17 protein-coding genes are annotated in these 14448 nt (G+C 65.9%); 12 read left to right on the forward strand and 5 right to left on the reverse strand.

Annotated features, from left to right (window positions below):
* Positions 1 to 40: 40 nt before the first annotated feature.
* From C5C07_RS06320 to C5C07_RS06340, 5 genes are all read left to right on the forward strand, one after another.
* Positions 41 to 571 (forward strand): transcription factor TFIIE subunit alpha, encoded by a 531-nt coding sequence (locus C5C07_RS06320; RefSeq protein WP_004977409.1) that lies wholly within the window; start codon positions 41 to 43, stop codon positions 569 to 571.
* Entirely contained in the window at positions 572 to 1249 is a 678-nt protein-coding gene (locus C5C07_RS06325) for a DUF2110 family protein (RefSeq protein WP_004977408.1), read from the forward strand.
* A gap of 4 nt (positions 1250 to 1253) precedes the next feature.
* Positions 1254 to 2009: a DUF5803 family protein gene (locus tag C5C07_RS06330; RefSeq protein ID WP_050458922.1), complete on the forward strand. Its 756-nt coding sequence runs from the start codon at positions 1254 to 1256 to the stop codon at positions 2007 to 2009.
* A gap of 87 nt (positions 2010 to 2096) precedes the next feature.
* Positions 2097 to 2789 (forward strand): molybdopterin-binding protein, encoded by a 693-nt coding sequence (locus C5C07_RS06335; protein WP_115804749.1) that lies wholly within the window; start codon positions 2097 to 2099, stop codon positions 2787 to 2789.
* A 306-nt stretch (positions 2790 to 3095) separates the two neighbouring features.
* The gene (locus C5C07_RS06340; protein WP_050458923.1) at positions 3096 to 4160 is read left to right on the forward strand and encodes an ATP-NAD kinase family protein; all 1065 of its coding nucleotides are present in this window, start codon (positions 3096 to 3098) and stop codon (positions 4158 to 4160) included.
* Positions 4161 to 4238: 78 nt separating this feature from the next.
* On the opposite strand, the gene C5C07_RS06345 is transcribed toward C5C07_RS06340, so the two are convergent.
* Complete coding sequence (locus C5C07_RS06345; RefSeq protein WP_004977403.1) at positions 4239 to 4613, reverse strand: carboxymuconolactone decarboxylase family protein; 375 nt, start codon at positions 4611 to 4613, stop codon at positions 4239 to 4241.
* A 318-nt stretch (positions 4614 to 4931) separates the two neighbouring features.
* Between C5C07_RS06345 and C5C07_RS06350 the strand changes: the two genes are divergently transcribed.
* A complete protein-coding gene (locus tag C5C07_RS06350; protein WP_050458925.1) occupies positions 4932 to 5963 on the forward strand; it encodes a phosphate uptake regulator PhoU in 1032 nt (343 codons plus the stop codon).
* Between the two features lie 34 nt (positions 5964 to 5997).
* Here the strand turns inward: C5C07_RS06350 and C5C07_RS06355 are convergent, their stop codons facing one another.
* Together C5C07_RS06355 and C5C07_RS06360 are read right to left on the reverse strand one after the other, a co-directional pair.
* A complete protein-coding gene (locus tag C5C07_RS06355) occupies positions 5998 to 6441 on the reverse strand; it encodes a hypothetical protein (protein ID WP_004977401.1) in 444 nt (147 codons plus the stop codon).
* Between the two features lie 183 nt (positions 6442 to 6624).
* On the reverse strand, positions 6625 to 7800 hold the full coding sequence (locus C5C07_RS06360; protein ID WP_115804750.1) for an LEA type 2 family protein: 1176 nt from the start codon (positions 7798 to 7800) through the stop codon (positions 6625 to 6627).
* Between the two features lie 154 nt (positions 7801 to 7954).
* Between C5C07_RS06360 and C5C07_RS06365 the strand changes: the two genes are divergently transcribed.
* From C5C07_RS06365 to C5C07_RS06380, 4 genes are all read left to right on the forward strand, one after another.
* Positions 7955 to 8137 (forward strand): hypothetical protein, encoded by a 183-nt coding sequence (locus tag C5C07_RS06365; protein WP_004043756.1) that lies wholly within the window; start codon positions 7955 to 7957, stop codon positions 8135 to 8137.
* 61 nt (positions 8138 to 8198) lie between these two features.
* Positions 8199 to 8423 carry a hypothetical protein gene (locus C5C07_RS06370; protein ID WP_004043755.1) on the forward strand — a complete coding sequence of 75 codons (225 nt, stop codon included), beginning with the start codon at positions 8199 to 8201 and terminating at the stop codon, positions 8421 to 8423.
* A gap of 43 nt (positions 8424 to 8466) precedes the next feature.
* Entirely contained in the window at positions 8467 to 8898 is a 432-nt protein-coding gene (locus C5C07_RS06375; protein ID WP_004977395.1) for an SRPBCC family protein, read from the forward strand.
* Positions 8899 to 9325: 427 nt separating this feature from the next.
* Complete coding sequence (locus C5C07_RS06380; protein WP_049905233.1) at positions 9326 to 9643, forward strand: hypothetical protein; 318 nt, start codon at positions 9326 to 9328, stop codon at positions 9641 to 9643.
* Between the two features lie 53 nt (positions 9644 to 9696).
* Here the strand turns inward: C5C07_RS06380 and C5C07_RS06385 are convergent, their stop codons facing one another.
* On the reverse strand, positions 9697 to 11223 hold the full coding sequence (locus C5C07_RS06385) for an aldehyde dehydrogenase family protein (protein ID WP_004977392.1): 1527 nt from the start codon (positions 11221 to 11223) through the stop codon (positions 9697 to 9699).
* A 132-nt stretch (positions 11224 to 11355) separates the two neighbouring features.
* On the opposite strand from C5C07_RS06385, the gene C5C07_RS06390 reads away from it, so the two are divergent.
* Positions 11356 to 12075 (forward strand): helix-turn-helix domain-containing protein, encoded by a 720-nt coding sequence (locus C5C07_RS06390; RefSeq protein ID WP_004977390.1) that lies wholly within the window; start codon positions 11356 to 11358, stop codon positions 12073 to 12075.
* A 30-nt stretch (positions 12076 to 12105) separates the two neighbouring features.
* Here the strand turns inward: C5C07_RS06390 and C5C07_RS06395 are convergent, their stop codons facing one another.
* Positions 12106 to 12945, reverse strand: coding sequence for a proline dehydrogenase family protein (locus tag C5C07_RS06395; RefSeq protein ID WP_004977389.1), 840 nt, complete (start codon positions 12943 to 12945; stop codon positions 12106 to 12108).
* A gap of 180 nt (positions 12946 to 13125) precedes the next feature.
* Here C5C07_RS06395 and C5C07_RS06400 point away from each other — a divergent pair, with 180 nt between their 5' ends.
* Complete coding sequence (locus C5C07_RS06400) at positions 13126 to 14433, forward strand: ABC transporter substrate-binding protein (protein ID WP_004977387.1); 1308 nt, start codon at positions 13126 to 13128, stop codon at positions 14431 to 14433.
* Positions 14434 to 14448: the final 15 nt, after the last annotated feature.

Genomic DNA, 14448 nt, shown 5'->3' on the forward strand with positions numbered 1-14448 from the left:
GTAATAAGACTTAATGGCGTTCCTGACGCCATTTCGCACAATGGCTTTTGAGGAGTTACTGAACGACCCTGTTATCCAGAAGTACCTCCACGAGTTGGTTGGGCCCACTGGGATGCCGGTCGCGGCGGCACCCCCGGACGGCGAGGTCACCGACGAGGAACTCGCCGAGGAACTGCGGCTCGAGCTCAACGACGTGCGTCGTGCGCTCTTTATCCTCTACGAGAACGACCTCGCGTCGTATCGTCGCGTCCGCGACGAGGATTCCGGCTGGCTCACCTACCTCTGGACGTTCCACTACGAAAACATCCCCGAGAACCTCGAAGAGGAGATGTACCGCCTCCTCGAGGCGCTCGAGGAGCGACTCGACTACGAGCGGGACCACGAGTTCTACCTCTCGGAGCCCGCCGGCATCCGCTTCGAGTTCTCCGAGGCGATGGAGCTCGGCTTCCAGTGCCCCGAGACCGGCGCGCCCCTCGAACCGATGGACAACGACGACCTCGTCGACGCGATGGAACGACGCATCGAAGAGCTTCGAGACGAGCTCAACGTCGAAGTGACGGGGACGAACTGAATGGTCGTTCTCGCAACGAAGTGCTACATCGACGGCGACGCCCGCGACCGCGCGCTCGACAGCCTCACCTCGCTCGTCGCCAACGACATCGGCGACCTCGACGTGGAGTACGACATCGGCGTCCGCGACGACGATTTCATCTCCGTGACGGTCTCCGGCGACGACGAGACGGTCGCGCGCAACGTCCTCCGCGAGGAGTGGGGCGAAGTCACGCCGCACCTCTCGGCCGGTGAGACCTACGTCGGCACGCTCGAACACTGGGACGACGACGGCTTCGTCCTCGACGCCGGCATCGAGGTGCGCATCCCGACCGAGGAACTCGGCCTCGGCCGCGGCTCCGCGACGCAGATTCGCGACCGCTTCGGCCTCGTCCAGCACATGCCGCTGACGTTCGTCTACGGCGGCGACGACGAGCCCTCGCGGCTGGCCGACGAGCAGGTCGACCGCCTCTACGACTGGACCCGCGGCAGCGGTCGCGTCAACGTCAACAGCGCGACCCGCGGCGAGGTCCGCGCGACGGTCAACCGCGCCGGTCACGCGAAGGACATCGTGACCGTCGAGCGCCTCGGCCTCCTCGAACAGAGCATCGTCTGCCGGGACGAGACCGACCCGCCGGGCCTCCTCGCCAGCATCGGCTCGTACCTGCCGGCCGAACTGAAGTGCGTCATCGGCCAGTAAGACGATGAACAGGCGACTCCTCGTCGGTATCGCCGCGCTCGCCCTCCTCCTCGTGACCGCCGGCTGTCTCGGCGGCACATCCAGCGTCTCGAACGACCGACTCGACGCCGCGCCCGACGGCGAGTACGCGTGGACCGCCGAGACGGACGCGCACATCACCGTCCAGGACAACGGCCGATTCCGCGCGGTCTACGAGATGAACGACTCGTTCGTCGAGCTCTACCGGTTCGACGGCTTCGGCAGTCGGACGCCGCTTCCGGTCGAGGCGGTCCGCTACCGCTACGAGAACGGGACCGTCATCAACGGGACCGAACTGAAGGCCCGCGGCGGCGACGTGACCCAGAACGACCGCATCACGAACGTCACGCTCCCCGCGGACGCCGGGAGCGCCGGCAAAGTCGCCTTCAGTTCGTCGTCCTCGCCGAAGCGGTTCTCGCTTCCCGTCTTCGTCGAGGGGAGCTACGAGGTCGTCCTGCCCGCCGACCGCCGCGTCGACTTCCCGATATTCGGGTCGGTCCGGCCGTCGGGCTACGAGACTGAAGTCGTCGACGACCGGCTCCACATCCGGTGGCCCGAGGTGACCGACGGGAACGTCGTCGTGCAGTTCTACCTCCAGCGCGACCTCGGCATCTTCGCGGCGGTCGCCGCCGTCTCGGTGCTCGTCGGCGGCGCGGGGATACTCTACTACCGCCGGCAGATTCAGGCGCTCCGCGACCGCCGACAGGAACTCGGCTTGGACGTCGAAGACGACGACCGCTGACGGACGCCCGATAGACGCGGCGTCGGTCGGCCGACTCGGGTCGCCGGTGTGAACGCTTTTTTGCCTCGCAGCCCGCTACCTCGGGATATGCAAGTCGCCGTGGTCACCGTCGGGGACGAACTCCTCGCCGGCGACACCGTCAACACGAACGCCACGTGGTTGTGCACGGAACTGACAGAGCGGGGCGTCTCCGTCGAGCGCGTGACGACGGTCCCCGACCGCGTCGCCGACATCGCCCGCGTGGTAAACGAATACCACGCCGAGTACGACGCCGTCGTCGTCACCGGCGGGCTCGGGCCGACCCACGACGACGTGACGATGGAGGCCGTCGCGGCCGCGTTCGGTCGCTCTCTGGAGCGGAACCCCGACGCCGAGGAGTGGCTGGAGACGAACGGCGGCTACTCCGCGGCGGACCTCGTGGAGGGGACGACCGACCTTCCCGCGGGGTCGCGGATGCTCCCGAACGACGAGGGCGTCGCGCCCGGCGCGGTCGTCGGCTCGGTGTACGTGCTCCCCGGCGTCCCCGGCGAGATGAAAGCCATGTTCGCCCGCGTCGCCGACGAGTTCGCGGGCGAGCGGACTCACGTCCGGTTCGTCCACACGTCGGAGCCCGAAAGCTCGCTCATCGAGCGGTTCGAGGCCGTCCAATCGGAGTTCGACGTGACCGTCGGGAGCTACCCCGGCGACCACGTCAGAATCAAACTCGCCGGGGCCGACGAGGGGACCGTCGAATCGGCGGCCGCGTGGCTCGAAGCGCGAGTCGAGTCGTACGAAGAATAGGGTCGGTCGGCCGACGGGTCAGCGCTGGAGGTACCAGAGCCACCCGGCGGTCATGAGGATACCCACGAGAAGCACGGTCGCGGCCGTCTCAGAGGTCGGCAGCACCTGTCCGGCGGATTCTAACGGAATCATGGATGACAATTGCTCGGTCCCCTTGTTAAACGGTGAGGTTCCGGCGACGGTCGGCGCGGGCTGAACGTCGCCGCCGTGGTCGACGCGCGCTGCCCGCGGCACCGCCGCTCGCGGCGGGCGGTTCGACCGCCGGCTACCGCGTCGCTTTTCCCCCGGGCGCGGGTTCGTTCAGTCATGCGAATCGGTGTCGTCGTCAACCCCGTCGCGGGGATGGGCGGCCGGGTCGGCCTGAAGGGAACCGACGGGAAAGTCGAGGAGGCCAGAGCGCGCGGCGCGGAGCCGCGGTCGCCGGAGCGGGCGCGACGGGCGCTCTCGCGGCTCTTCGAGGCCGACCCCGAGGCGGAACTGCTCGCGTGGGGCGGGGAGATGGGCGCGTCGGCCGCCCGAGACGCCGGGTTCGACCCCGACGTGCTCGGCGGTCCGTCCGGCGACGAGACGAGCGCGGCCGACACCGTCGCCGCCGTCGAGGCGTTCGTCGACGCCGACGCGGACCTCGTGTTGTTCGTCGGCGGCGACGGCACCGCGGCGGACGTGGCCGAGGCGCTCGACGGGACCGACGTCCCGATGCTCGGCGTCCCCGCGGGCGTGAAGGTCTACTCCTCCGTTTTCGCCGTCTCGCCCGAAGACGCCGCCCACGTCGTCACCTCGTTCGAGCGGACCGAGGCCCGCGAGGTCATGGACATCGACGAGGACGACTACCGCGCCGGCGAGGTCAGGCCGGAGCTTCGGGCGGTCGCGCACGTCCCCGTCGCCGAGGACCTCCAGTCGTCGAAACAGACCGGCGGCGGGACCGTCGAGGCGCTCGCCGCGGGCGTCGCCGACGACATCCGTGCGACCGAGGGCGTCACCTACGTCCTCGGGCCCGGAAGCACCGTCGGCGCGGTGAAAGCCGAGTTGGGAATCGACGGGTCGCCGCTCGGCGTCGACGTCTACCGCGACGGCGAGGTACTCGCCCGCGACGCGACCGAGGCCGAAATTCTGGCGAGTCTCGGCGAGGAGAACGTCATCGTCGTCACGCCCATCGGCGGACAGGGGTTCGTCTTCGGCCGCGGCAACCCCCAACTCTCTCCCGACGTGATTCGCCGCTGCGACGTGTCGGTCGTCGCCTCGCGGTCGAAACTCGACGCGATTCCGGTCCTCCGGGTCGACACCGACGACCCGGTCCTCGACGCCGACCTCCGCGGGTGGACGAAAGTCCGCGTGGGCCGGGTCGAGCGGCGGATGATGAAAATCGAGTGAGCGGCGCACCTCAGTCGCGGTCGACTCGTCGCGCCAACAGAAAAATCGAGCGAGAGGCCGCTCCCGTCGACCGTCTCGTCAGTCGTCAGCCGGTGCCTGTTGTTCCGTGATGTACTGGACGATTTCGTCCGTTTCGGTCTTGAAATCGTCGAGGTCGGTCTCGTTCCCGTGGAGAACCGTCGAGAAGTACTTCGTGTCGGCGGCGAGGTTGACGGCCTCCCGGAGTTCTTCGTCTGTGACGCCGTCCAACCGTGCCTCTTCTTTGTGGAAGTAGGTACAGTACGGACAGTTGGTCGCGGCCGCGACGCCGACCCCGATGAGTGCTTTCTCTCGCCCGGATAGTTCGGTGTCTTTCCCGAGGTTGAGGTCGCGGAAGAGCCCCCAACTGTGCTCACTCGCCGGTTCGGCCAAGCTCTCCATCCAACCCGGGACTTGACCGAGCATTCCCTCCATCTCTTGTCGTGTGGTTTTCGATACCATCTTGCTCCCCGTTACCTCCGCAGTCCTGTCGCTAGGGAGGCACTTATTACGAGGTGTCGGAGAAGTAAAGTTATGAACCGTCTGGACAGTCATAATCTGTCCGTATCGACGACGTTCCGGAGAAATGCGCCGTTAATACGCCGGTCTACGGGACGGTTCTCTCCCCCCGTCCCGGACGCTCGACGTGAATGATTTAATATTTGGAACCATCTCCAATGAGAACCACAAGGCATTATTCATGGAGGGTGTAATATAGTGAGATTTAAGGTCATTGGATGGGTTCTGACTGACATGGAAACCCGGAAAGTCCAGCGTCTCGGTCCCTCCACGCTGGCGATGACGCTTCCAGCGGAGTGGGCCAAGGAACACAACGTCGAGAAGGGCGACGAGGTGACGATTCGGACGAGCGGCAAGGGAACGCTGACCGTGCTTCCCGAGTCGGTCAACACGGAGGACTCGAAGGCGACGATTCGCGCTGACAGTCTGAACGCGGAGGCGCTCGAACGCGCCATCGTGGCGCAGTACGTCCTCGGACGGCGCGTCATCCACATCGAGAAAAGCGAGGGCGCGCTCGATTCGGACCACATCAACGCCGTCTACAAGGCCGAGACCCAGCTCATGGGCCTCGGCGTCATCGAGGAGACGCCCGAGCGAATCGCGATTCGCTGCTCGGTCGACGCGGAGGACTTCAGCCTCGACAATCTGCTCGAGCGCCTCGAAAACACGGGGAGCACGATGCGCGGCGAGGCCATCAAGGCGCTCGCCCACGGCAACCCCGACCTCGCCCAGCGGGCGCTCAACCGCGAGCGACAGGCGAACAAGATTTTCGTCCTCCTGCTCCGGCTCATCTTCACGTCCTACCAGAACCCCAACCTCGCGCGGGCGGTCGGCCTCGACTCCGGCTTCCCGCTCATCGGTTACCGCTCGGTGGCGAAGAACCTCGAACTGACCGCCGACAACGCCGAGGACATCGCCAACATCGTCATGGACGCCGAGGGGCACACCATCGACGTCGACCAGTCGACGATGCGGCGCATCCGCGAGTTCACCGACCACGTCGACGAGATTACGACGACCGCGGTTCGGGCCGTCGTCGAGCGCGACTACGACCTCACCATCGAGTGCCGAGAGCTGTTCCGCGAGATAAGCGACCGCGAGCGCGACATCCTCAACGACCTCCCGGAGATGGAAAACCAGAAGCTCCTCCAGATTCGCGAGGTGCTCGTGAGCCTCCAGCAGACCGCGCAGTACGCGATGCGGAACGCCGAAATCGCGTCGAACCTCGCGCTCAACGAGGAGTCGGACCACGTCACGATAGACTGAGAAACGAAAGACCGCGGGCGGCGCGCCGTCGCGCTCAGTCGGCGATGACTTCCATCGCCTCGTTGTTCTCGGTCTCGGACGACTCTTTTTCGCCCGTCAGCGGGTTGCGACTGGCGATGCGGCAGTCGAACGCCGGATGCTCGCCGAAGTGCCGGAGTATCATGTGACGCCGCGACCCCGTGATGCCGGTTCGGCCGATGTCCTCGGCGGTAAAGCGCTCGGGCAGGCGGTCGTACAGCCGACGCAGTTCGTCGAAGCTGGTGAACACCTTCGCGTTGCCGGTGGAGTCCGCGCCGCGGCGGGAGACGACGTAGCTGCCGTCCCGACGGTACTCGCCGGCCGTGCGGAAGAACTCTCGTTTCTCGGTCAGCGCCGAGCCGATAGCCTCCTGCAGGTCGGCGGCGGCGTCTCGGGACAGTTCACAGGACTGGTCGCCAAAGGAGACGACGATGGTTTCGTCGTCGCTCTCGACGGACACAGGGTTCTCATTACGGGAGAAGAACTCGATCAGGAGCGTGGGTACTCCGTGTCATATCATCGAATATCTCGTCCGACGGTAAAGGGTTGTCGGCTGAGTCAGGAATCACCGAAGATTTCTCGGCGAATCGGGACGGTCGAACGACGGTTCGACTCCCCGCCGCCGCGGGGCGGAACGCGGCCGCTACAGGAGGCCGTCGTCCGTCGTGGAGGTCCCGCCGTCCGACGTGGTGGTCTCGTCGTCCGACGTGGTCGTTGTCGTCTCGGTTGTCGTCGTTGTCGTCGTTGTCGTCGCAGTCGCGGTGTCTGTCGAAGTCTCAGTTGTAGTCGCGGTCGAGGTGGTCGCGGTTTCCGTGGTCGTCTCGGTCGCCGTCGTCGTCTCAGTCGCCGTCTCGTTCCCCGCCGACGCCGCCTTGTTCCCGAAGATGTCCGTCTCGAACGTCTTCTCGTAGGTCAGCGGGTCGAGTGGGACGCGGAGGGTCGTGCCGCCGGCGTCGAGGTTCGCGTAGAAGTCGATACGCAGGTCGGTCGTCTGGTCGCGTTCGAGGTGCGAGACCCACCACTCGTCGAGTTTGTCGTTTTGGATGTAGGTCGTCGCCTCGATGGTCTCCGTCGACTTCGGGGAGATGACGTACTCGGAGTTCGTCGTCCCCTCGCCCACGTCCACGTCGTTCATGGAGATGTCGTAGCCGAGTTCGGAGACCGCAATCGGGTACGGCTTGGGGTTGTGGACGACGAACGTGAGTTCGAGCGCCGTGCGCTCGCTCGTGGACTCGCCCCACTCGGCGCTCGTCTCGTTGACGTACAACACGGGGTCCGAGACGACCGGCGAGTCCGCGTCTATCTCGCGGGTCTCCGTGGAGTTGAACGCCGACAGCAGGTCGGTGTCGATGCTCCGGGTTATCTCGGGCGCCTGGAAGGTCTGTCCCAGCGTCTCCGAGGAGACGTTGGCGTCCACGACGAGGTCCGTGTGCTCGCCGTTCTGGATGTGCGAGACCCACCACTCGGGGATGCGCTCGTTTTCGAGGGTCGTCCGGAGCGGGACCGCCGAGGTCCCCCGCCCGATAGAGACGCCTTCCTTCTCGCCCGTCGCCATCCGAATCCCGTTCATCTCGACGCCGTAGTCGACTTCGAGGCCCGAGAGGTTCGCGGACAGCGGGTTGGGGTTCGAGACGTACAGGTCGGTCTCGATGACCGTCGCCGTCTGGTTGACCCCGGCGAACCGGTTGTCGACCCGGTCGACGCTCGGCGCGCCGATGACGCCGGTCGCGTACGCCCCGCCGACGCCGGCCGCGACGAGCACCAGCGCGACGAGTGCGATACGGAGTTTTCCGCCGAACAGCGCGGATGTCAGTCCCATCGTTGTGGACACACGAGACTAGTGGTACATATGTCGAACGGCCGAGCGCGGGGTCGGTCCGTGGGACCGCACCGCACGCCTCGCGCCCCCGTCACGCCGCCCCACGACAGGCGGTGTCGAATGAACTAAGTGCGCACCCGCGAAGGTCGGAAACATGGAAACCAAGACGGTGCAATCCGACAAGTCCATCGGCTTTGCGGCGTTGTTCGGCGTGCTCACGCTCGTCGGCGCAGGGCTGATGGTCGCCGGACCGGACCAGTTGACGAAGGCGCTCGGATTCATGGTCGCGATTATCGCGGCCTCGCTGGCAGTCTGCGGTGCGCATCTGTTCCAGTAGCTATCAACGTTGAGGAACACGGGTAACCGTTAATAACGCCCATTCCCTAGACGGCCCGAGGATGACTGAGTACACCGACGAGGAACAACGCATTCTCGCCTACCTCCGCGACAGCGTCAGCCGTGGAGAGGGCTACTTCCGGGCGAAGAACATCGCCGAAGCCATCGGTCTCACCGCGAAGCAGGTCGGGTCCCGTCTGCCGCGGCTGGCCGAGAAGTCCGAGGACGTCGAAATCGAGAAGTGGGGACGCGCCCGCTCGACGACGTGGCGCGTCACCCGAAGCTGAGGCGATTCCACGGCTTTTTACTGTGGAGGTGTGATGGTATCCCATGACCGTCCGCGTGAAACGAACCTTCGAGTTCGACGCTCCCGGCGCGCGCGTCTGGGAGTTTATCGCCGACCCGGCCAAGCGAGCGGGGGCTATCAGCGTCGTCGACCGCTTCGACGTGGCCGACGACGGCCGCCACGCGACGTGGTACCTCGAACTGCCGATTCCGCTCATCCGCTCGACGGTGACCGTCGAGACCGAAGACATCGAAGTCGACGAGCCGACGCACGTCAAGTTCGTCGGCAAGTCGCGGGTGATGCGAGTGACGGGCGAACACACTATCGAAGAGCACGACGGCGGCAGCCGCCTCGTCAACGAGTTCATCGTCGACGGCCGGCTGCCGGGTGTCGAGGCGTTCTTCGAGCGCAACCTCGACCGCGAACTCGACAACCTCGAATCGGCGCTCCGGCGCGAGTTCGAAGCGACCGCCTGAGGCCGGAGACGACCGCTCATTCACGGTGAGTCCGGAGCGACGGACCGCGGGAACCGTGCGCTCACGGGGCGTGGGAACCCCTGTTGCGGTGGGTTTATACATCGCGGCTCCTAAGCGAAAGTCGCCGACGCAATAGGCGCTTTTCTCGCCAGTCGTCGGCGACTCCACATCCGCCGCACCCGCCGCAACGTTTCGGGGTCCGTTGCGGCATCCGAAACGACGTGGCCACGTCGTTTCACGCCCCCAAGCCCGGTGGGGGCACTCCCCTCGTCTCACTTCGCCAACTGGTGACACGAGATTCGGTGGGAGGCGAATTCGCCTCCGCCTTTTGACGACCGCTTCACTCCGAGCCACGGCGCCGTCGGTCGCCGATACCGGCCGCGCCTCGGAGCGCACGCTTCTTTCCGCCGGGGGCCGTGGAGACACCATGACCGAGACGATTCGAGGCGACGTGCTGCACGCCATCCCGCCGGACGAACTCGACGAAGAGGACCTGTCGCCGGAACTCCGGGCGCTGGCCGACTCGCGGCACGTGCTCGTCATCCGGAAGGGCGGTCACCCCTCGATACTCGACCTCGTCTGGGCGTTCGTCCGCCGCGACCCCATCGAAGCAGTGACCGTCGTGACCGACCGCCCGGCCGAGGAGGACGAGGAGGTGACGCTGACCGTCGAGGAGACGGAGATGCCCGGCGTCTACGTTACGGCGGCCGCTCGCGGAGAGGAAGAGTCTGCGGACGACGGGTGAAACGACGGAACGAAAACGTGGGACAGATGCGGGGCCGCGGCGGGTGACCGACCTTACTCGTCTTCTTTGGTCTTGATGTCCGCGGAGAGGCCCTGCGCCATGCGAATCTCCTTGGAGTTGTTGAGCGTCCACGCGGTGCGCTCGGTGACGGCCTCGATGATTTCGCGGGCCGAGGGGTAGCCGTTTCCGGACTTCTTCACGCCGCCGAACGGGAGGTGAACCTCCGCGCCGATACACGGGAGGTTCCCGTAGGCGAGGCCGACCTCGGCGTGGTCGCGGAAGTAGTTGATCTGGCGGTAGTCCTCGGAGATGACGGCACCGGCGAGACCGTAGTCGGTGTCGTTCTGAATCTCGACGGCGTCCTCGATGTCGCCGGAGTACTTGAGCAGGGCGACGTGGGGGCCGAAGACCTCCTCGTGGGTGCAACGGAGGTCGTCGTGGGGGTCCGCCTCGTAGACGAACGGTCCGACCCAGTGGCCGTCGTCGTGGCCCTCGGGAATCTCGTCGGCGTCGAGTTCGGTGCGGTCGACGAGGACGTTCACGCCCTCCTTCTCCGCGAGTTCGTTGTACTTCGTGACCTTCTCCTTGTGGCCCTCCTCGATGAGGGGGCCCATGAAGGTGTCCTCGCGGAGCGGGTCGCCGACGGAGACGCTCTTGGCGTTCTCGACGAAGCGCTCCTTGAACTCGTCGTACACGTCCTCGTGGACGACGATGCGCTCGGAGGAGACACAGCGCTGGCCGGTGGTCTTGAACGACGACATCGTCGCGGAGTGGACCGCGATGTCGAGGTCCGCCTTCTCCGTGATGACGATGTTGTTCTTGCCGCCCATCTCACACGCGGCGAGTTTGCCGGGCTGTTGGGCCACCTTGCTCGCGACCTCATGGCCGACCTCGGCGGAGCCCGTGAACAGCACGGAGTCGACGCGCTCGTCGTCGACGATGGTCGCGCCGGCGTCGCCGAAGCCCTGCACCATGTTGAACACGCCGTCGGGGATGCCGGCGTCCTCGAACATCTCGGCGATAATCTGACCGCACCACGGCGTCTGCTCGGCGGGCTTCCAGACGACGGTGTTGCCCTCGACGAGCGCGACGGCCATGTGCCAGAAGGGGATGGCGACGGGGAAGTTCCACGGGGTGATACAGCCGACGACGCCGCGGGGCTTGCGGCGCATGTAGGCGTCCTTCGCGGGAATCTCGGAGGGAATCACGTCGCCCTTGGGGTGGCGGGCGTCGCCCGCGGCCCACTCGACCATGTGGTACGCCTCGATGACGTCGGCGCGGCCCTCGGAAATCTCCTTCCCGCACTCTTTGGTGACGACCTCCGCGAGTTCTTCGGTGCGGTCGCGCAGTTCGTGGTAGATGTCCCAGAGGTACTCCGCGCGGTCGATGTGCGAGAGTTCGCGCCACTCCTCGTACGCCTCGTCGGCCGCGGCCGCCGCGGCGTCGACGTCCTCGGGCGTCCCTCGTCGGAACGTCCCCAGCGACTCGCCCGTCGCGGGGTTCGTGCTTTCGAACGTCTCGTCGCCGGTTCCGTCCGTCCACTCGCCGTCGATATAGTGTCGATATTCGTCCTGCGGCATATGACTCTAGAGTCACAACTAGGATTAATAACCCCGGACCCTCCCATGGAAGGGACGCGCCCGAGTCGACGCGTCGGTCCGCCCCCGAGCGACCACAGACAACATCTTACGTAGCGGCGTATTACCCGGTGTATGAGCGAGCGCACGTCAGGTGAAGGCACGCGCCTCACGCTCGACCTGTGGCATCCGAACTGCTGGGCGATAGAATCGACGAGCGAGTACGACGGCGGCATCCTCGCACACGCCATCTACGACGCCCCAACCGCGGGCGTCGAGCGGTCGAACGGGCTGTTCACCGCCTACGGCGAGTCGCTCGACGAGGTCGAAACGCTCCTCGACGTCATCGCCGACTCGGACCTCACCGGCGAAGTGTTGGAACTGCAAGAGCGGTTCGACTCCCGCGGAAAGCACGTCGCGCCCGGCCCGGTCGCCCGCGAGTTCTTCTTGGAGTACGACCCGAGCGACATGATGTGTCCGCAGTTGCTCAAGCAGGGCTTCGTCCACAGCGCCCCCACGCAGATAGAAAACGGCCGAGAGCGGTGGGAGGTCTGGTTCGCGGGCGCGCGAGAGGAGATACAGCCGCGTATCGAGACCGTCATGGACGAGACCGGAGCCGAGATTCGCGTCGCCTCCATCTCCACGTCCGAGGGCGCGGAACCGGAGCGCAGTCGGCGGCTCGACACGCTCACCCGGAGTCAGCGGCAGGCGTTCGAACTCGCGCGCGAGGAAGGCTACTACCGCTGGCCCCGCGAGGTTTCCACCCGCGAACTCGCCGCCGAGATGGACATCTCGAAGACGACGCTGCTCGAACACCTCCGAAAGGCGGAATCGAAACTGCTCGACCCGCAGTAGCGCGAGGCGAGCCGAGGTCCCCGTTCCGACTCAGATGCCGGCGACGGCGCGGAGCGCGAACAGCGCGTTCGACTTCCGCTCGCGGACGCGCCGGTAGAAGTAAGAGAACCACTTGTCCCCGTAGGGAACGTACTGCCACATCTCGATGTCGGCGTCCGCGAGGTCGCGCTGGCCGTCCTCGCGCACGCCCATGAGCATCTGTACCTCGTAGGGCGTCCCGTACCGCTCGTGGAGGTGGCGGGCGTGCGCGATCATGTGCGGGTCGTGACTGCCGACCGCGACGCCGTCGTCGAACTCGGTGAACATGTACTCGAGGAGTTCTTCGTACACCTCGTCCACCTTCGACTTCTCCTTGTACGCGATGGACGCGGGCTCGTTGTACGCGCCTTTGACGAGACGGACCTTCCCGGGCACCTCCGCGAGGCGTTCGAGGTCGTCGCGCGTGCGCTTGAGGTTCGCCTGCACGCAGACGCCCACGTTCCCGCCCGTCCGGTGGCCAAGGTCGTCGACGGCGTCGAGGGTCACGTCGGTCGTCTCGTGGTCCTCCATGTCGACCCAGACGAACACGCCCTCGGCGTCCGCGGCGTCGACGATGCGGTCGAGGTTCTCCCGGAAGGCGCGGTCGCCGATGTCGAGGCCGATTTGCGAGGGCTTCACCGAGACACAGCCGTCGAGGTTCGTCGCGCCGAGTTGGCGGACGAGGTCGACGTACGCGTCGGCGTCGGCGTCGGCGTTGGCCCGGTCGGTGTAGTGCTCGCCGAGCAGGTTCAGTATCCCCGCGATGCCGTCGCGGTTCAGGGACTCGACGTGCGAGACCGCCCCGTCGGCCGTCTCACCCGCCACGAAGTTGTTCGCGATGGGGGGTATCATGGCCGGCTATTGTGAGACACGTACCCTAAAGAGAGACCCTACCAAATAATTCTGAAAAATATTGGTGAAATAAAACGCGGATACTCGTTTCGTCCGGCGGGTTTCGCCGCACCGACCATGGACGGTTACAGGTATATTTACGATAATTGGGGAGCATAGCTTGTTATGTCACCACACGACATGGACCGCAGAACGCTGCTGAAGCTGTCGGGACTCTCACTTGTCGGGGCGACCGCCGGTTGTCTCGAAGGCGAAGACGAAGACACGACCACGGCCACGACGACTGAGGAGAGTGGCGGTGGCGGCGGCGAGGAGACCACGACGACCGAGGAAAGCGGTGGCAGCGGCGAGTCGTACACCATCGGCATGGTCGATTCGCTCACCGGGTCGCTCGCGCCCTACGGCGAGCGCAACACCCGCGGTCGCGAACTCGCGCTCGCCGCCATCAACGATGTCGGCATCGGCTCCGAGGGTGGGTCGCTGAGAATCTCCGTCGAGGACGACGAGAGTACGAATCAGGGCGGGGTCAACGGCGCACAGAAGCTCGTCAACCAAGACGGCGTGCCGCTCCTCATCGGCTCCGTCGGCTCGGGCGTCTCCATCGCCATCCACGACAGCGTCACCAACGACGCCGGCGTCGTCCAGATCAGCCAGAACAGCACGAGCCCCGAACTCACGTCGCGGCCGGAACTGCTCCGCATGAGTCCCTCGGGGGCGGCGAAGGGGCAGGCGCTCGCCAGCCTCGTCAGCGACGACGGCCACGACACCGTCGCCGTCACGTGGATCAACAACGACTACGGGACGGGGCTGTCGGACGTGTTCGCCGAGACGTTCGAGTCCGAACTCGGCGGTACCGTCGCCTACAACGAGCCCCACGACCAGGGTCAGTCGTCGTACAGCGGCATCCTCACCGAGATGGCCTCGACGGACGCCTCGGCGTGGATTTTCATCACCTACGCGAACGAGTACACCGTCATGGTCAACGAGGGGTTCGACCAGGGCTACAACACGACCGTCGACTACTACGGCGCGGAGTCAACCGTCGCCGACTCCATCATCGAGAACACGGCCCCGGGCAGCATGGACGGGATGAAGGGTATCACCGAGAGCGCCCCGCAGGACCAGGAGAACTACCAGAACTTCGTCTCCGCGTTCGAAGAGAACTACGACGCGACGCCGACAGTCTGGTCGGCATACGCCTACGACGCCGTCACGGTGGCGGCGCTCGCCATCGAGGCTGCCGACGAGTTCTCCGGCGAGGCGCTTTCGTCGGTCGTCCGCGACGTGACCCGCCCCGAGGGCGAGGAGGTCTTCAACTTCGAGGAGGCCGCGGCCGTCCTGCGCGACGGCGGCTCACCGAGCGACATCAACTATCAGGGCGTCAGCGGTCCGGTCGACCTCGACGAGAACGGCGACCCGCCGGGCTACTACCAGATTTACAGCGTCCAGGACCACGAGTACGTCTTCGGCGACTACATCACGAGCTAACCATGCACGCACGGA

It is taken from the genome of Haloferax sp. Atlit-4N (genome assembly GCF_003383025.1).
GTDB classification, from domain to species: Archaea; Halobacteriota; Halobacteria; order Halobacteriales; family Haloferacaceae; genus Haloferax; species Haloferax gibbonsii.